This is a genomic window from Staphylococcus croceilyticus (assembly GCF_002902575.1).
In the GTDB taxonomy this organism is placed as follows: Bacteria; Bacillota; Bacilli; order Staphylococcales; family Staphylococcaceae; genus Staphylococcus; species Staphylococcus croceilyticus.
This window is the reverse complement of record NZ_PPRD01000037.1, coordinates 1-18,457: the sequence shown is the minus strand read 5'-3', so window position 1 is coordinate 18,457 and position 18,457 is coordinate 1. Positions and strand designations below refer to the sequence as shown.

The following is an 18,457-nucleotide window of genomic DNA, read 5'->3' as shown; positions in this document are numbered from 1 at the left end:
AAGTGGTTAAACTAATTTTATTAAAAGTGATTTACTCTTGAAATCATTCTTGAAATCATTGATGAGTATTTCTAGTATGTTTGCCTTTTGGTAATCCTTTATCAAACACAGCAAGGAAAATCATAGCAATAATTAAAAGAAGCATAATTCCTATGAACATTGCACTCATATTAAAGGTATCTACCAACACACCACCGATGAATGGGCCAAACGCTTTACCTACTGTAGATGCTGAATTAACAACACCTTGGTATTGACCTTGTTTACCTTCAGGCGCCAAGTAGTTAGCAATAGTAGGAACTGCTGGCCATACAAACATTTCACCAAACGTTAGAATAATCATACCAATCAAGAATACAGTAAATTGTTGGGCAAAGCTTGTAACAAAGAATGCAAGCATAAAGATTAAAATTCCAACGAACATTTGTGCTTTTAAATTACCTTTTAATAGTACAATAACAGGTCTAATTAATGGTTGCGCAACTAAAATCATAATACCGTTAACCGTCCAAAGAATACTGTATTGAGATAATGAAATGTTTAGTTCTTGTGTATATGATGCGATAGTTGTTTCCCATTGAATATAGGCAATCCAACAAATAGCAAACATTCCACATAAAGCAAGTAAAGCAAGGAAACGTTTTTTATTTTCTTTACTTTTAATATCAATACTGTCAGGGGCTTTCATCTTAGCATGGTATTCAAGATTGAATTGAGTCACTGCTATTATAGTAAATAGAACATACATTATTAAGTTTGCTATAAAGATGTAGTTAAAACTCAATTCTGCTACGAAACCGCCTAAAGCAGCACCAAGCGCAACACCCATATTTTGTGCTAAATAAATGGCATTAAACGTCGTTCTGCCTCCGTTAGGCCAAACGGCACCTGCCATCGCAAATATTGTGGGAACTATCATTCCGCCACCAAATCCTAGTAATACTAACCAAACCGCATACCATGGCCATCCATGGAAGAAGTTTAATAAGGTAGTACTAGCTAAGCATGTAAAGGCACCTATTAAAATTGTGCGATAACCACCCAATTTATCAAATAATGAACCACCTAGTAAGTTTCCAACTACCATGCCAAATGAGTTTATCATTAGAACGAGCGTAGCCGTTGTTAAACTCTTACCAAGTTCTTCTTTCATATAAATTGTGTTTAAAGGCCATAAAAAGCTGGCACCAGTTATATTTAGCGCCATACCAATAACTAGCCACCATACTGATTTAGGTATATTCATATTTCTAGTCCCCTCTTTATATATTTGTAGAACCACATTAAACACTATAACATTAAAATATGTTAAAATCTTTACTTAGAACTAAGTTAGATAGAAAGGATAATGTATTATGGGTAACTATTTCCCGTATGCCTTTGAAAATAAACGATATCATACATGGAATTACCATTTAAAAAATAAATTTGGTCAAAAGATTTTTAAAGTTGCGTTAGATGGTGGATTTGACTGTCCTAACCGTGATGGCACAGTTGCACACGGTGGGTGTACATTCTGCTCTGCTGCAGGTAGTGGCGACTTTGCCGGTAATAGAGCAGATCCTATTGAAGTTCAATTCCAACAAATAAAAGATAGAATGCATGAAAAATGGAGCGAAGGTAAATATATTGCTTATTTCCAGGCTTTCACTAATACACATGCGCCTGTTGAAGTATTAAAAGAAAAATATGAGCCTGTCTTAAAAGAAGAAGGCGTGGTTGGTTTATCAATCGCCACTCGTCCTGATTGTTTACCAGATGATGTAGTCGAATATTTAGCTGAGTTAAATGAACGTACTTATCTTTGGGTAGAACTAGGATTACAAACTGTCCATCAAGAAACGTCTGATTTAATTAACCGTGCACATGATATGCAAACTTATTATGAAGGTGTAGCAAAATTAAGAAAACATAACATCAATGTGTGTACGCATATTATTAATGGTTTACCTGGTGAAGATTACAACATGATGATGGAAACCGCACGTGAAGTAGCTCAAATGGATGTACAAGGTATTAAAATACACTTACTTCATTTATTAAAAGGTACGCCTATGGTGAAACAATATGAAAAAGGTATGCTTGAATTCATGTCTCAAGAGGACTATACCAACCTAGTGTGCGATCAACTTGAGATATTACCTCCAGAAATGATTATTCACCGTATCACTGGAGATGGACCAATTGACTTGATGGTAGGTCCTATGTGGAGTGTTAATAAATGGGAAGTTTTAAATGAAATTGATAATGAACTTGCACGTCGAGATTCTTATCAAGGTAAACATTATACAACTGAGTCAAAAATCAAATCATGAAATTAGAACGTATTCTCCCCTTTTCAAAAACACTCATACAAAGCCATATTACAGAAGACAGCAATGTCATTGATGCTACGTGTGGCAATGGTAACGATACTTTATTCCTAGCTCAACAAGTGCCTAACGGCCATGTCTATGGATTTGATATTCAAGCTACAGCGATTCAAAATACTGCGGAAAAAGTTAAAGACTATGATAATGTGACATTGATACAAGATGGGCATGAACATATCTTGAAACATTTGCAAGATAAAATTACAAAGCCGATTGACGCAGCCATCTTTAACCTAGGATATCTTCCAAAAGGTGACAAAGCGATTGTTACGCAACCTGCAACTACTATTAAAGCTATTGAAGATATATTTGAATTGCTAAGTGTTGAAGGAATTATCGTATTAGTTATTTATCATGGTCACGAAGAAGGTAAAGTAGAACGTGATACAGTTATGGAATATTTAAAGACGATGGATCAAACTAAAGCGCACGTTTTACAATATCAATTTATTAATCAAATTAATAACGCACCATTTATTTGTGCAATTGAAAAACGATAACTTAAAAAAAGAGAAATTTAAAACGAGCCTAACACATTATCATCCCCACGTGTTAAGCTCGTTTATTTAATTAAACTTCCATTAATGATTTTAGACTTTCTTCGAATAATTGATATCTTTTTTTAATATTATTAGTAATAAAATTAAGTAATTCAACTTTGTCTTCTTTTTTATTCTCATTAAAATGAATAATTACTGTACGCTCGTCATCTAAAGGACGTTCTTTATATATCCACTCAGAATGAACTAAATTATTGTAAGTACGCGTTCTTTTATACGCTTTAATGCTAACGTAGCTATCCATTTCCTTTAATGTCATAGGTCCCTTATCCCATAACGTTAACAAAATTAAAACTTCTTCTTTTGTTAAGTCGTAATTTTCATAGATGACCTTGAATACAGAATTAATTTCTTTACACAATTCCTCTAATTGCAATATCATCGTTACATTTTCATTAGCTTTATTAGTCAAGGCAACCCCCTCCTTCATGTTAATAACCCTATCTCTTTAAATTCATGATACGATCTTGACACTTCTAACCCTGATAAGTAGCCATAATACTCTTGATTTATGCTTAATAATACTCTTAAATCTATATGTAAAAATGTTTGTTTTTTATATAAAACTACAAACTTTTAAACATGCAATTTCAATAAAATTTTATAAATTTATCCAATTAAAATATACCAATTCTCCTAATTTTATTCAACATTCATTATGAAGTTTTAAACTTATAAAGTGCGGAATTTTTCATAAAAAAAATCAGGACCTCCCCTTCTTTGTTTCACAAAGGTTGATGATCCTGAATCTTCCCTACTATTTAAATGTCTTCAATCTCTTCTTTTACAATAAATCCCATAGTATTCACACTATTATTTAAAAAAGTTAAGACATAACGCATAACTTGGTCACGTTCTGGTTCATTATGAATTTCATGATAAAGCCCTTTCCAAGCTTTATAGTAAAATTCAGTCGTAGCAAGTTGTTGTTTCACTTCAACGATTGAATGCGTGTCTAATAATTTATCTTCTGTACCATACATTAATAATGTTGGAAGTGGTTTTATATCTTGAATATGTTGCAATGTATCCTTCATTGTCTCAATAATGATGTTATACCATTTGTAAGTAACCTTTTTAAGTATTAAACCATCCTGTTTAGTTTCTTCAATAACTTCATCATTACGTGTTAAATCACTATAATCAATACCTAATTTAAAGCGAGCATCTTTAGAACCTTTTCCAATATTAGAAATGAACATATTTTTACGGGTTTTATTATTTTTTTGTAATTCGAGCATTGGCGATAATAATAACATTCCTTCAATTGGCACATCGTTTTTTTCTAAAAGATTTAATAAAATAAGTCCACCTAAACCTACCCCCATGACAAATGTAGGTAATTTATATTCATTCGCAATTTTAACCCATTCTAAGACGCTTTCGTGATAAACATTGAAACTTTTCAAATGGCCTTTATTGATACGTGAGGTTTGACCTTGTCCTGGCAAATCTCCCATAATCACATGATAGCCATTGCGTCTTAACATTGTAATAACATACGCATAACGTCCTGTATGTTCTAAAATATTATGTACTATGACTACTACGCCTTTAGCGTCTTGTTCTGTTTCCCACTTCCACATATCTATTAATCCCTTCATACTTAAATTCCAACAACAATATTATATCAGATAATTCATTATGATTGGTATTTGCTACCCATCTTCGAAGTGTCTTTAATTTAAATATTTTTAGTTATAAAATAAATATAAGTGTAAATATACATTAGAAATACTTTTCTGATAATTGAAAACGCTTTCTCGACTATGATTTTCATGCTAAACTAAATATAAATAAACGATTTGTGGGTAATGGAGGAATTAAAATGTCACTTTTCAGAGATTTTTTTATCGCTTTATCTAATAGTACTTATTTGAACGAAACAGCTAAAAGACTTGGACCTCGCATGGGTGCAGATAAAGTCGTTGCAGGTAATACAATTGAACAACTTATAGATACAATTGAAAGATTAAATGACAAAAATATTGAAGTCACTGTAGATAACTTAGGAGAATTTGTAGGTACTGAAGCTGAGGCTAACCAAGCTAAAAATGAAATTCTTGAAGTTATGCAAGCAGTCAAAGACTATAATGTTGATGCTCACATGTCTGTTAAAATAAGTTCTCTAGGCGCAGAATTTGATTTAAATTTAGCTTATGAAAATTTAAGAGAAATCCTTTTAAAAGCAGACGAATTTGATAAAATGCATATCAATATTGATACTGAAAAATATCAAAGCTTACAACAAATTATCGAAGTCCTTGATAGATTAAAAGGTGAATTTAAAAATGTTGGTACAGTCATTCAAGCATACTTATATGATGCTAGTGATTTACTTGATAAATATCCTTACTTACGTCTACGTTTAGTTAAAGGCGCATATAAAGAAGAAGAAGATATCGCATATCAAACAAAAGAAGAAATTGATGCGAATTATATTAGACTTATTGAGAAACGTTTACTTAATGCTAGAAACTTCACTTCTATTGCAACACATGACGATAAGATTATTAATCATGTTAAACAATTTGCAAAAGATCATCACATTGATAAAGATAATTTTGAATTCCAAATGTTATATGGTTTCCGTAGTGAATTAGCGGAAGAAATTGCTAGAGAAGGTTATCACTTCACAATATATGTACCATACGGCAATGATTGGTTCGGTTATTTCATGCGCCGACTTGCAGAACGCCCGCAAAACTTAGCGTTAGCTTATCAAGAATTTATTTCTACAGAAACTTTGAAAAAAGTTGGTCTAGCTAGTGCAATTGGTATTGGTAGCTTAGCTATCTTATCAGGAGCTACAAAATTACTAAGAAAATAAAGATTAAGAATTAAAATATTAGCTATGTTTTAATTCTAATACATAAGGCACCTCGTTAATTTAATGATTTCCATTAAATCGAACGAAGTGCCCAATTTTTTTAAGTATTTAATTATTAAAAATTAGATTTATTATTTTTTGAGTCCGTAATTTAGTAATTTGACAAACATAAGTAGTTCTAAGATGAATAACGAATGACATGCGCGACTCTTGGCGTTTTTTATACTGAACACAAGTGCGCATGCACTTGCATAAATAGTTCTAAGATAATAACGAAACGTAGTTGAGTGACGCCTGAGGGAGCAGGATGTGTGTCGAGACCAAGGCTCGACCCAGCCCCCTAGGCAAGCATCTCAACTTAAGTGAGTGAATATCTATCTAAGAACGACTTTATAAGACTACAGGCTTAAGCCTTTCCCGCAAGAAAGCGTCGCAACTTAAACACGTAAATGTTCATCAAATTAAAATTGTTTAAGTAAGTTAGCCATTTCAATCGCACTAACCGCCGCTTCGGCACCTTTGTTACCTGCTTTAGTACCTGCACGTTCAACCGCTTGCTCAATACTTTCAGTTGTTAAAACACCAAAAATAACTGGCGTATCAGTAACATCGTTAGCTTTAGATACCCCTTTCGCCACTTCATTACATACATAATCATAGTGTGACGTAGCCCCTCTAATGACACAACCAAGTGTAATAACCGCATCATATTCACCTTTTTGAGCTAACTTTTTCGCTACTAAAGGAATTTCAAATGCGCCTGGTACATAAGCCACATCGATATTATTTTCATCAACGCCATGTCTAATTAATGTATCTTGCGCGCCATCTAAAAGACGACCTGTAATAAAATCATTAAATCTGCTTACGACTACCGCAATGTTTAAATCTGTACCTACTAATTTACCTTCAAAATTCATGTTAAATCTCCTCCTAAATTAAATGTCCCATTTTCAATTTTTTTGTTGTCATATAATCATGATTGTGTGCTGTTTCCGGAACTATAATTTCCGTACGGTCAGCTACTTTAATACCATACTCTTCTAACCCTTCAAATTTCTTAGGATTATTACTTAATAAATTAACTTGTTGCACATTAAAATAGTTAAGAATACGAGCTGCAATGTGGTAATCGCGTAAATCTTCATCGAAGCCTAATGCTAAATTGGCAGTTACTGTATCATGACCTTGTTCAATCAGTTCATAAGCGCGCAATTTGTTGATTAAGCCAATCCCTCTTCCTTCTTGAGGAAGATAAATAATTAAACCACCATGCTCATTAATGTAATTCATAGCCGCTTCTAACTGGGCACCACAGTCACAGCGTTGACTATGGAAGATATCTCCTGTTAAACATGCAGAATGAATTCTTACATTTTCAGTACTACGTGGTTCTCCTTTTGCAAGAACAACAATTTCTTCATCTGACAATGATGATTGAAAACCATACATCTCGAAGTCGCCATTATCTGTTGGCATATTCACATGTGCTTTTAGTTCAACATCATTCGCTCTTTTTTTACGATATTCAACTAAACTTTCGATTGTAATCATTTTTAATTGATGCTTTTCCTTAAAAGCTACTAAATCTTGACCTTTCGCCATTGTGCCATCATCATTCATAATTTCACAAATGACGCCTGCGGGTTGCGCACCAGTTAAAACGGCTAAATCGACAGCCGCTTCTGTGTGTCCCATTCTCTCTAATACACCTTTATCTTTAGCAATTAAAGGGAAAAGGTGCCCAGGTCTATTAAAGCTTTCCGATGTAGATTCTGGATTAATTAAGGCACGGGCAGTAGCCATGCGATCAAATGCACTAATACCTGTTGATGTTGTCACATGGTCCACGCTTACAGTAAAGTTCGTTCCGTAATCATCAGTATTATTGTTAACCATTGATACAAGATTTAAACGATTCGCAATCTCTTTACTTATAGGTGCGCAAATTAATCCTCGACCATGTTGAGCCATAAAATTAATCGTGTCATCTTTCATCCATTCTGTAACTGCAATTAAGTCGCCTTCATTTTCACGGTCTTCATCATCCACTACGATAATACTTTCGCCTTGTTTCAAAGCTTCAAGCGCTACGTTGATGTCATCAAACTTCATATTATGCCCTCCTAAACTCCTAAAAACCAAATGCTTTCAATTTATCAATTGTTAAATCTGAATCTTTGGATTTCACGATATTCTCTACATATTTAAAAAGTACGTCTGTTTCTAAATGCACATTATCGCCTATCTTTTTAGAGGAAAGAATTGTTGAACGTCTTGTTTCAGGAATTAAATGTATATCGAAACTATCATTACGCAAATCAAATACCGTCAGACTCACGCCATCCACCGTGATAGAACCCTGTTTAACCATTTGTTTAATAGTATGAGATGGCGCTTTAATCGTCACAATACGTGAATTTGGTGTTTCATTCACTTGTGAAATTGTACCTACCTCATCTACATGACCTAAGACAAAATGTCCGCCAAAACGTCCATTACCTGCCATAGCACGTTCTAAATTCACTTCATCATTTAGTTTTATATTTGATAAATAAGTTTTATTTTCAGTTCCTTTAATAACTTGCACGGAAAAATAATTACTGTGGAAATCTATAACCGTTAAACATGCGCCATTGACACTAATTGAGTCGCCGATGTGCATATCCTCTAAAATGCGATGACATGCGATATCTAACGTTTTAACAGACTGTTGCGTACGAATGTTTTTTATAGTACCTATCTCTTCAACAATACCTGTAAACATATTTACTTCACTTCTTTCGCAATGTCATTTTAATATTTTGGTGAATTAACTCTGTAGAAATGATTTCAAATTGAGTGGCTTCGTTTAAATCAATTACTTCATCTGTTTGATAGAACTGATATTGACCGGAACCACCTATTATTATCGGGGCATAATAAATAATAAGTTGATTAACATAATTAGTTTGGAGAAATTCTGAAGTAACATGAGGACCTGCCTCTACAAGTAGCTTTCCAACACCTTTGTCATATATATCAGCTAAGATGTTTGCTAACTTACATTCAGTTAAATTTATAATTTTAATATGTTCAGATGGACTGCTAAGCGTTTGATTTTCTGTATAAATCCAAATATCACTAAAGCTATCTTGGAACATTTGTTTTGAGAAATCGATATCGCCACTTTTCGACAATACGATTCGAATTGGATGTTTACCATCTTGAATTCGCGTTGTATATTGTGGATTATCTGCTTCAACTGTTCCATTACCTGTTAACACGGCATCATGTGAATGTCTCAATTGATAGACATCTTGCTTCACATGTTTGTTCGTTATCCATTGGCTTTGAGCATTATCGGTTGCTTGTTTGCCATCCAAGGACGTGGAAACTTTTAAAGTGATTTCAGGAATTTTACTTTCTTTCGCTTTGAAAAAGTCTTTATAAAGCATCGCAGCTTCATCTGAAGGTTGATACTCAACTTCAATACCAGCATCTTGTAAAATCTTGTCTCCTTCAGAGGGTAACGTGGTATCTTTCACTGCATAAATGACTTTACTTAGTTTAAATTCAATAATTTTATTTACACATGGTGGCGTTGAACCATAATGCGTACAAGGTTCTAACGAAATATAAATAGTGCCGCCTTTAGCCTTCTCTTGCGCCATATTTAAAGCTTGAACTTCGGCATGTTTATCGCCTTGCTTTAAATGAGCACCAAGGCCTACTATACGACCATCATTTACAACTACTGAACCTACCGGAGGATTAACACCAGTTTGTCCGTCCACCATTTGCGCAAGTTGAATTGCATATTGCATAAAATTACTCAAATTATCACCTCAATAAAAAACCCTACGCCTAAAATCTTCATTCAGGCATAGGGAGATACATGTATAGTTAAATAAGCTTACTACTAACAGTAAACTATCCATATTTAAATAAACGTCTATTCTATCAATAGCGCGTCTTCATTCTTTCTCCCATCCAGACTATTACTGTCGGCTCTAGATTCTCACTAGATCAGCCACCTATAACTTCTCAGCTATAAGCAGGTCGCAGGCTTAAATTACTGCCGGTTGGGAATCACACCCTGCCCCGAAAGAATTACTATGAAATTGTGATAACTTAAGAGTTAATGTAGTTAATTACTACACATCTCATCATACGCTTATTTTTAGAAAATTACAAACAAAGAAACACTGTATCAAAGGCGATTTAGTCACTAAATGTAGCCTTTTTCAACATTCGGTGTAACTCTATGATTATTCATGATCAAATTCGCTTTGTACTTCATATAGATAATTCACAGCACTTACCGCTTGAGTCACAATCATTTTAACACCATTACGCAACTTATTAACTCCATTTGTGACTTGACCAATCGCAATCATATTATGCAATGTGCCATATCGCGGACTAATCACTTGATTAGTTTCTGGAATAATTTGAATACCACCCATAGGATGAGCTTGAACAATTTGGCGATTCTCAAGATTTAATACAAGTTGATCATCTTCATCTAAATCTGATAAGTGTGTTTTAGAACCAGTAGAATTAATCACTACATTATATTGATGGACTTCCGCTTCATCTTTAAATTTCAAGTTAAATAAATTATCCTCATATTTAATATCTTCTAAACCTTTTTTTATGATTAAAGAATCATTATTAATTAAATCAATGATTAATCGGGCTGTTCGTGGAGGCATCGGGTTAGAATTTAATTGAATAATTTTAGTAAAACGTTTATCAAATTCTTTTTGATCACTACGACTGAAACTATTCCATATCCAATTTAGGTTTTCTTTAACATTTTCAATGATACTTTGAAAGACGCCTATTTCATCAGGTCGATCTAAGTCAAATTGTAAATCTTTAATCGTATCACCTGTTCTTCGATGAACCATTTTATCTAAGTCAACATCATATAATTCACATTCTAATTTAAATAATTCAAATGCTTTTTCTAACGGCACATTTCCGTAATGTTCTGTTTTAATTTCATTGAACTTTTCTTTCGTTAAATATTTGAAATCAATCTCTACTATATTTCCTCTTACGCTAGGTAAATTAGCCGATCTACTTGTCATAGTTATTGGTAATTTAGGATGATGCGAAGTGACATAGCGGACTACATCTAAACTCGCTAACCCCGTACCAACTATCGCAATATCATCCGTTTCTTTCACTTCATCTAATGTATGATATGTTGGATATGGCGTTTGTATGTATCCTTGTTTCCCTTTTAAACCATAAGGGTCATGATATGAAAAAGTTCCAATCGTTAGAAAAATATAATCATATTCTTTCCATTGTGACATATCTTCAGACGTACAAACATAATATTTCAATGTTGTTTCGTCAACATCAGAGTTAGTAAATATTTCATGTACTTGTTTATTAATAATGTTTAAATTATTATACATAGCTGCATAATCTGATAAATATGATCTCATATAATGACCGAAGACAAATCTTGGTAAATATTTAGGATTATCAAATTTAAATTCATTTTGGTTTTGATACCATTTCCAGAATTCTTCGTCATCATCTAAATTTAAACTCATATTTTTAGTAGGTAAATTAATCAAGAGTTGACTACTATCGTTTTGAAATGGCACACCTTGACCCATATTGACTTCATTATCATAGACATCTACCTTCAATTTCTTGAAGTCTTCATTTTTAACTAACTGTCGTAAAACACTGACGCCAGCTGTTCCCATTCCTATTATTGCTACACGCATTTAACATCATCCTTCTATCTCTCTCATTCAATACATAATTGTATTATATCAATGTCTTAAATTAATAGTCTTATTCAAGTATAGCCAATTCTAATTACTTCTAACCATTATAAGATATGATAGAATCAATTTGAGGTGAAATGATATGAAATTTTTACTTAAAGTTGCCCTAGTATTTGTGATTGCTTTTTCTTGGTTGAATCGAAAAAATAAGGCTGAATAACTTTCAATATGATAAAAACCAGCATACACAATAGTTTAACAAATTGTGTATGCTGGTTTAATTTTTTATCATTTTTGATGTTTAGTATCATCTTTATATACATAAAGTTTGAAGTATTTACCTTCAGTTTTCATTTCTTTATAGAAATCAGCAATAATTTCAGCGTTATTTTCAGCCCATTTAATATCTGTAGCGTATTGGTGTTCACCAGGATTTTTTGGATTCCATCTCATACTATAAAGTGTGTTTTGATCGCTATGTGATAAATAATGTTGATGAATGAAATCTGCGCCACCTCTAATAGCTTTCTCAGGTGTATCCCAGCCATGTTTTTTAGCGTATTCTGAACCAGTTTTAATAGGATCTTCATCTAAAGCACCTACGCCGTAAAAGTTATAATACTTCTTACCGTCAATTTCGACGCCTTTAGCTAAATCACTTTTAACTGAACCTGTTTCTAATAACGCATGTGAAATTAAATAAACTTCGTTTACATGTTTTTCTTTAGCAGCATTAACGAAAGCATCAGTATGTTTTAATAATGTAGGTCTATCAAATAACATACGTTTGATACGATTCTCATCAATACCTTGATATTTTGATAAATCTAAAAATTGATATTTTTGTTTGTCGTCATCAATAAATTTACTACTATCCATTGCAGCTTTTATTTCACTCGCTGAAGCATCTCTCCAAGCATTGTTGCTTTTAGTAGATACTTGTTGGCTTGTATAGTTATCGATTTGCTTTTCAGCAGCTTTATCTAATGTAACATTTAAATGCTCCACACTTTCTTCTTCATCAACATTTTTGAAAAAAATCTGATCAGAAATCATTGAAAAGAAGACGAAACCAGCTACTACTAAAACAATGAGCAACCCTACAAGTCCTATTATAGAGCCCTTCTTGTGCTTCGTCATATTCACACCTCTTAGGTCATTCTTTTAATCTTACTTAATCTGTTTCATGATAAAAAGTTTAACATTATTACTACCGTTAAACAATTTTATAATTGCAATGTTACAAATTCATAAAATAACAGTAATCAAAATGAAACTTAACAAAATAAAAAGTAATGAAATAAGCAGAATTCCATTACTTCACTCATCTATATATAATTTGTTAGTTATCTAAATCAATCTATATAAAAATTATTTATTCTCATTACGGTAATCCATCATAATGAAACTCGCAGCTTGTGATCTATTCTTATAATAATATTGGTTCAAATCGATTGTGCCTTCCACTTCACCATCACGGTACATCATTTCATTAGTGAAATTATTAATCATCACAAATTCAGAACGATCTCTAATAATATCTAAATCATCATTTCTCGCAAAGAAGTGTTCAAGATTTAAATGTGCGTAATCCAACTTCATACCTCCCACTGATTAAATGTCGAATTTTGTTCTAATGAACAGTTTAATACAACATTTTGATATATTTTGTCATTCTATGTTTACTATTTAACACCTATTTTTTAAATTACGCAAATGATAATTCACTGTGACTATATTAATCTCTACTTATCCGGAAAATTAATTTATGTATGTACATAACTAAGGAGTTTAAATCGTACACATTGAATTTTGAAGAAATTTACGCCAATCACTATAAAATTATTCATTATTTGTTAAAACAATACCGTATAAAGTATAATTATGATGAATTTTACCAATTACTTTTAATAAAATTATGGCAATTATCTCTTGCCTATGATTCAACTTCCTCTATAACACTTAACTCATTTTTATATACTCGTTTAAAATTCTATCTTATCGACCTTTTCAGACGAGAAAAGTTTAAACTTGAAACTGTCGACATTGAAACTTCTGAGATAAATTCTTCTTTAAATTCTATTAATAACCCCTTTCTTTTCAATTATCTACAAGATATGCAACCTCTTCTTCGTCCACACGAGTACACTTGGCTCAACTTATATATACAAGGTTATAAACAATATGAAATTGCTAAGTTAATGGGTGTTTCTACTACAACTATTAAAAAATATAAATCCTCAACTTTTAATAAATTACAATCTTATTATCATGAAGGTGTATAACATGTTGCCCCATAATTCATATCATTTATTATATATTCAAACAATGTTAGGTAATTCGCTTAAGACGAAGTGTTGCTTTACGACCTATGACATGGTACTGCCTTTTCCAATAAAAAAGGTACTGATTTATTATTTAGAGCAACATCAACGATCTTATTCGCAACAGGTAAAATTAGCGAAACGTTTGTTGGCAATTAATAAATTAGTACCATTATATATTTCTAATAAAGTGATTCTCTTTCCAGTAAAACAACAACGTGCACCTTTACAAGTTTATTTGAATGCACAAGCGATTATAGGATTAACGTCAACAAGCACCGGAACTATCGTAACATTCGATAATTCAATCCAGTTTAAAATCGACGAACCCTATACGTTGGTTTACAAGAAGTGGCAAGAAAGTCTACTTTTATTTCATTTAGTCCAAAAATCTACGACGTTTTATTAAATTTGTACTCTAACAATTTCTTAGTAAATAGCGCTGTCACTGATTTAATTAATAATAAACTGATTAAAGCTAATAAAATAGCACCTATTAAAATTAAAATAACATTAATGACTGGCATAGAAATTTGAGGATTAACGAAATAATTTACTGCCGTTAAACTCGTGATAAATCCGGCTAAGAATAAGCCTAATAATAATGCATATACTATGACCATACCAATTAACATAATGAATATTCTTGTACTTGAAGTACTTTTTTCTTTAAAAATATGTTTCTTTAAAAAGGTATTAGCATACGTCACAGGTTTATTAAATTTATACTCATCTGCTTGTTCACTATGCGTTGCAAGTTGCGCATCAAGTAAGCTTTTCTCTTTTTTATTCAAAAACCATAATTGTTTTTTTACTTTTTGTTCAAAGGCTGCTTGTTTCATACTTGGTTGTCTCTCTCCTTTTCCTCTCTCACTCATAAATCTTAGCGGAGTTTATGAAGGGTAGCAAGATGTTATTCTCTAAAAATAAAAGAAGCGAATCAGAAATCAATTTTATTACATAAGATTTCTGGTTCGCTCTTTTTCATTTATTTAAGAATTATAAAATTGATAATCCTGAACTTTGAATATCTTTAGCGAAACCTTTTACAGTGTCTACAGATAATTCATTGATGTCACGTCCTAAGTTAGTGTTTACTTTTTTCACAACATCAGCTGGACATGTAATAATATCAACACCAAGTTGGTCTGCTTGGATAACGTTAAATGTTTCACGACAACTAGCCCATAATAATTTAACGCCTTCTTTACTGTGTGCCACTTCAACAGATTCTTTAACTAATGGAAGTGGATCAACACCTGTGTCTGCAATACGTCCAGCAAATACTGAAATATAAGTAGGTACACCCGCAGTTACCGCTTCAGTAATTTCTTTAACTTGTTCAATTGTATATACTGCAGTCACGTTTAAACGAACGTTGTCTGCTGATAATTTTTTAATTAATGAAATTGTTGATTCACCTTTTGAATTTACAATTGGAATTTTAACAAATACGTTATCACCATATTGTTTTAAGATTTCAGCTTCTTTTTCCATTGTTTCTAAATCATCTGAGAACACTTCGAATGATATAGATGCGTCTGGAATTTCACGAACCGCTTCTTCAGCAAATGCTTTATAATCTGTAACGCCAGCTTTTGCCATTAAACTAGGGTTAGTTGTGAAACCATCCACTTCTTTATTTTTATATGCAGCTTTCATTTGTTCGATATCTGCGCCATCCGCAAATACTTCTACATTAAGTTTAGTCATCTTACTATTCCTCCAAATTATTTTTTACGAATATAGAAATATATTTATAGCGTGAACTTAAATTTCAAATATGTATATTTTGTTATGAACTTTATTTATTATTTTCTATTCCGTATAGATAAATGATTATAAATTATTTATATCATTCTTGGTGATTGTTAGCGAATGTTTTGCTTATTTTTGAAAATGAATTCCCCTACTATAACGTGCTAGTATCCAATTCTATAAATGTGGTAATATAATGTAATGATGTCGCACAGGAGGTTCAATATGTCGAAATCTAAAAAATACTTTATTATTTCCGTAGTATTATTAATTATAAGTTTTTATTTTAATACATTTAATCCATTACTTAGTAAACAAATTACATCAATAAAATATTTATTAATTGCTTGTAGCGTTCTCAACGTAGTTATTTTAATTGCTTCTATAATATTCTCTGATAAAGCAATTAAACATCTTAGTTCCAAAAAAAGTAAGCTAAGAACGGCTACTAAACTTTTACCATTTATTATTTTAGTTGTTATTCTGTTCCATATTTTCGCATCAATTACAACATTTGGTGTTTTTTCATAAATAATTAGTGGATATTCTGATTATTCTCTAAACAAACTATTTTTAAATTATAGGTGAAAGTTCATGCAATATATTTTTGTCTTTATCGGTGGAATGGTTGGTGCATTACTTAGATATTTCATATCTTTTTTAAATGATGGCACAACCTTCCCTACAGGTACAATAATTGCCAATTTAGTTGGGGCCTTTCTCATGGGTTACCTTTCAACTATAGCCATTCAATATTTTAAAGACCATCCTATGTTTAAAAAAGGACTAACAACTGGATTTCTAGGCGCCTTAACAACATTTTCAACATTTCAATTAGAACTTGTTAAAATGTCCCACTACCATTCCTTTATATTATTATTTAGTTACGCTTTAATTAGTTACATATTGGGAATTTTAATATGTGGTATAGGGGTCAAATTAGGGGGTCGTAATAAATGATTAACGGCTTATTAATTATGTTAGGTGGCGGTTTAGGCGCAGTAGTAAGAGCTTGGTTAACAGACTTTACGAAAAGCAAATGGCCTTCTCCATTACCCATAGCAACACTAATAGTAAATATTGTTGGAAGTTTTTTAATAGGATTAACGTTTGGCGTTACACTTAATCATCCATCATTCACCCTATTCTTTACGACTGGTTTCTTAGGTGGCTTAACGACTTTCTCAACATTATCATATGAATTAGTCAATTTTATAACGCCTAAATTTAAACCCCTGCATTTTATTAGTTATACAATTTTACAATTTATTGTAGGATTTTTAGCTTGTTATCTAGGTTACACTCTTTAGCCCTACACTTTTTAAAATTAAAAGCTATTCATTGACCAAAACGAAGCGGTCAACGAATAGCTTTTTGATTTAATGTCCTTCAAACGTATTAGGATCTGGCCCTACTCTTTTATCTTTATTTAAATTATCAATGCGTGACATTTGATCTTCAGACAATTCAAAATCAAACACCTCAATATTTTCTTCAATTCGACTAGGTGTGATTGATTTAGGAATCACGATGACACCATGTTGAATATTCCAACGAATAATAACTTGTGCAGGTGATTTACCTACTTCTTTACCAATCTCTATTAAAGTTTCATCATCTAAAATTTGAGCGTTCATTAATGGTGACCATGATTCCATATAAATATTTTGTGCATCCAAATACTTTCTTAATTCATTTTGCGTAAAATATGGATGAAATTCAACTTGATTAATTACAGGTTTGATTGACACTTGCGCTAATAACGCTTCAAGATGTTCCGGTTGGAAGTTACTTACACCAATATTTTTAACTTTACTATCTTTATATAAATCTTCCATACCCTTCCACGTATCAATCATCACTGCTTCATTCGTACCTGGCCAATGAACTAAATATAAATCTAAATAATCAAGACCTAATTTTTTGATACTTGTGTCATACGCTTGAGACACATTTTCACGTCCAAAGTCTTCAAAATATAACTTAGATGTGACAAAGATATCTTCACGACTTAACCCAGTTGCTTCAAGTCCTTCTTTAATACCTAAACCAACTTGTTCCTCATTACCATACACTTTAGCTGTATCAATACTACGATATCCAGATTCAATTGCATGCTTTACTGCCTCTTTACATGTTTCATCATTTTCAACTCTGAACGTACCAAGTCCTAATTTAGGCATGTGATGTCCATTAAAAAACTCAATTGTTTCCATTATAGAACCTCCCACTAATTATCATATGATTTATTTATAACACGTATTATGTATAAGATGATATTATTTTATTCCCAAAAACCCCTTACCTTAATACACAAATAGAAATAATAATGACAAAGTGTGTCACCTAAGAGAATTTAAAACATTGTTAAAAAGAATATCAACACACTTAGGTAAGAAGTTCTAAACTAAGTAGTTATTGATTGTAGTTATAATAACTATGTTAAAAATATTATTGAAAACAATTGCGAGTGAACTTATTTAAGGAGTTCTAAGATAGATAACGAAACGTAGTTGCGTAGACTCCTAGGGGAGCAGTGCTGTTAATGAACCTAAGTGCTATAGCACTTAGGTAAGTAGTTCTAAAATGGATAATGGCACGTAATTGAGCGACGCCTGAGGGATTTAGAGTTATTAATGAACGTAAGTGTTCAAACACTTACGTAAGTAGTTCTAAGGTAGATTACGAAGTGAAGTTGTGAAGACTCCTGGCTTTTTTCATATTGAACACAAGTGTAAATGCACTTGTGTAAGGCGTTCTAAGATAGATTACGAAATGTAGTTGCGTAGACTCCTATGTTGATTATTAATGAACATAAGTGCTATGCACTTATGTAAGAAATTCTAAAGATGAACTACGAATGACGTTGTGTGAC

Annotated in this window: 21 protein-coding genes and 1 riboswitch; of the genes, 8 read left to right on the top strand and 13 right to left on the bottom strand. The window is 32.2% G+C overall.

Annotated elements, in window-relative coordinates; all coding sequences use genetic code 11:
- Positions 1-55: 55 nt before the first annotated feature.
- Entirely contained in the window at positions 56-1,246 is a 1,191-nt protein-coding gene (locus CD128_RS05970; protein WP_103329122.1) for an MDR family MFS transporter, read from the bottom strand.
- 109 nt (positions 1,247-1,355) lie between these two features.
- Here CD128_RS05970 and mnmL point away from each other — a divergent pair, with 109 nt between their 5' ends.
- A complete protein-coding gene (gene mnmL, locus CD128_RS05965) occupies positions 1,356-2,315 on the top strand; it encodes a tRNA modification radical SAM protein MnmL/YtqA (protein WP_103329121.1) in 960 nt (319 codons plus the stop codon).
- On the top strand, positions 2,312-2,872 hold the full coding sequence (mnmM, locus tag CD128_RS05960; RefSeq protein WP_103329120.1) for a tRNA 5-(aminomethyl)-2-thiouridylate-methyltransferase MnmM: 561 nt from the start codon (positions 2,312-2,314) through the stop codon (positions 2,870-2,872). Before mnmL ends, mnmM begins: the two co-directional genes overlap by 4 nt.
- Before the next feature lie 70 nt (positions 2,873-2,942).
- Here mnmM and CD128_RS05955 read toward each other — a convergent pair whose 3' ends face one another.
- Both CD128_RS05955 and CD128_RS05950 read right to left on the bottom strand, forming a co-directional pair.
- A complete protein-coding gene (locus CD128_RS05955) occupies positions 2,943-3,362 on the bottom strand; it encodes a transcriptional regulator, SarA/Rot family (RefSeq protein ID WP_103329119.1) in 420 nt (139 codons plus the stop codon).
- A gap of 331 nt (positions 3,363-3,693) precedes the next feature.
- Positions 3,694-4,518, bottom strand: coding sequence for an alpha/beta fold hydrolase (locus CD128_RS05950; protein ID WP_103329118.1), 825 nt, complete (start codon positions 4,516-4,518; stop codon positions 3,694-3,696).
- Between the two features lie 242 nt (positions 4,519-4,760).
- Here CD128_RS05950 and CD128_RS05945 point away from each other — a divergent pair, with 242 nt between their 5' ends.
- A complete protein-coding gene (locus CD128_RS05945; protein ID WP_103329117.1) occupies positions 4,761-5,762 on the top strand; it encodes a proline dehydrogenase family protein in 1,002 nt (333 codons plus the stop codon).
- A 461-nt stretch (positions 5,763-6,223) separates the two neighbouring features.
- On the opposite strand, the gene ribH is transcribed toward CD128_RS05945, so the two are convergent.
- The 7 genes from ribH to CD128_RS05910 form a co-directional block, all read right to left on the bottom strand.
- Positions 6,224-6,682 (bottom strand): 6,7-dimethyl-8-ribityllumazine synthase, encoded by a 459-nt coding sequence (ribH, locus tag CD128_RS05940; protein WP_103329116.1) that lies wholly within the window; start codon positions 6,680-6,682, stop codon positions 6,224-6,226.
- A gap of 13 nt (positions 6,683-6,695) precedes the next feature.
- The gene (gene ribB, locus CD128_RS05935; RefSeq protein ID WP_103329115.1) at positions 6,696-7,877 is read right to left on the bottom strand and encodes a 3,4-dihydroxy-2-butanone-4-phosphate synthase; all 1,182 of its coding nucleotides are present in this window, start codon (positions 7,875-7,877) and stop codon (positions 6,696-6,698) included.
- Between the two features lie 19 nt (positions 7,878-7,896).
- Positions 7,897-8,529, bottom strand: a complete 633-nt coding sequence (locus CD128_RS05930; protein WP_103329114.1) for a riboflavin synthase — start codon at positions 8,527-8,529, stop codon at positions 7,897-7,899.
- 7 nt (positions 8,530-8,536) lie between these two features.
- Positions 8,537-9,580, bottom strand: coding sequence for a bifunctional diaminohydroxyphosphoribosylaminopyrimidine deaminase/5-amino-6-(5-phosphoribosylamino)uracil reductase RibD (ribD, locus tag CD128_RS05925; protein ID WP_103329113.1), 1,044 nt, complete (start codon positions 9,578-9,580; stop codon positions 8,537-8,539).
- A 138-nt stretch (positions 9,581-9,718) separates the two neighbouring features.
- A riboswitch (FMN riboswitch) is annotated at positions 9,719-9,857 on the bottom strand.
- A 155-nt stretch (positions 9,858-10,012) separates the two neighbouring features.
- Positions 10,013-11,497 (bottom strand): FAD/NAD(P)-binding protein, encoded by a 1,485-nt coding sequence (locus tag CD128_RS05920; RefSeq protein WP_103329112.1) that lies wholly within the window; start codon positions 11,495-11,497, stop codon positions 10,013-10,015.
- Positions 11,498-11,788: 291 nt separating this feature from the next.
- A complete protein-coding gene (gene sagB, locus CD128_RS05915; protein WP_103329111.1) occupies positions 11,789-12,640 on the bottom strand; it encodes a peptidoglycan release complex glucosaminidase SagB in 852 nt (283 codons plus the stop codon).
- 231 nt (positions 12,641-12,871) lie between these two features.
- The gene (locus CD128_RS05910; protein ID WP_103298659.1) at positions 12,872-13,096 is read right to left on the bottom strand and encodes a hypothetical protein; all 225 of its coding nucleotides are present in this window, start codon (positions 13,094-13,096) and stop codon (positions 12,872-12,874) included.
- A 209-nt stretch (positions 13,097-13,305) separates the two neighbouring features.
- Here CD128_RS05910 and CD128_RS05905 point away from each other — a divergent pair, with 209 nt between their 5' ends.
- Together CD128_RS05905 and CD128_RS05900 are read left to right on the top strand one after the other, a co-directional pair.
- Positions 13,306-13,785 carry a sigma-70 family RNA polymerase sigma factor gene (locus tag CD128_RS05905; protein ID WP_167797489.1) on the top strand — a complete coding sequence of 160 codons (480 nt, stop codon included), beginning with the start codon at positions 13,306-13,308 and terminating at the stop codon, positions 13,783-13,785.
- Between the two features lies 1 nt (position 13,786).
- A complete protein-coding gene (locus tag CD128_RS05900) occupies positions 13,787-14,233 on the top strand; it encodes a competence protein ComK (RefSeq protein WP_103329109.1) in 447 nt (148 codons plus the stop codon).
- Here the strand turns inward: CD128_RS05900 and CD128_RS05895 are convergent.
- Complete coding sequence (locus tag CD128_RS05895) at positions 14,217-14,666, bottom strand: hypothetical protein (protein WP_103329108.1); 450 nt, start codon at positions 14,664-14,666, stop codon at positions 14,217-14,219. The two genes, CD128_RS05900 and CD128_RS05895, sit on opposite strands and share 17 nt — an antisense overlap.
- Positions 14,667-14,823: 157 nt before the next feature.
- Positions 14,824-15,537: a transaldolase gene (locus CD128_RS05890; protein WP_103298655.1), complete on the bottom strand. Its 714-nt coding sequence runs from the start codon at positions 15,535-15,537 to the stop codon at positions 14,824-14,826.
- A 270-nt stretch (positions 15,538-15,807) separates the two neighbouring features.
- Between CD128_RS05890 and CD128_RS05885 the strand changes: the two genes are divergently transcribed.
- From CD128_RS05885 to CD128_RS05875, 3 genes are all read left to right on the top strand, one after another.
- Positions 15,808-16,113: a hypothetical protein gene (locus CD128_RS05885; RefSeq protein WP_103329107.1), complete on the top strand. Its 306-nt coding sequence runs from the start codon at positions 15,808-15,810 to the stop codon at positions 16,111-16,113.
- 63 nt (positions 16,114-16,176) lie between these two features.
- Positions 16,177-16,542 carry a fluoride efflux transporter CrcB gene (crcB, locus tag CD128_RS05880; protein ID WP_103329106.1) on the top strand — a complete coding sequence of 122 codons (366 nt, stop codon included), beginning with the start codon at positions 16,177-16,179 and terminating at the stop codon, positions 16,540-16,542.
- The gene (locus CD128_RS05875; protein WP_103329105.1) at positions 16,539-16,892 is read left to right on the top strand and encodes a fluoride efflux transporter FluC; all 354 of its coding nucleotides are present in this window, start codon (positions 16,539-16,541) and stop codon (positions 16,890-16,892) included. The genes crcB and CD128_RS05875 overlap by 4 nt, the downstream gene beginning before the upstream one ends.
- A 69-nt stretch (positions 16,893-16,961) precedes the next feature.
- On the opposite strand, the gene CD128_RS05870 is transcribed toward CD128_RS05875, so the two are convergent.
- Complete coding sequence (locus tag CD128_RS05870; protein WP_103329104.1) at positions 16,962-17,798, bottom strand: aldo/keto reductase; 837 nt, start codon at positions 17,796-17,798, stop codon at positions 16,962-16,964.
- Between the last annotated feature and the right edge of the window lie 659 nt (positions 17,799-18,457).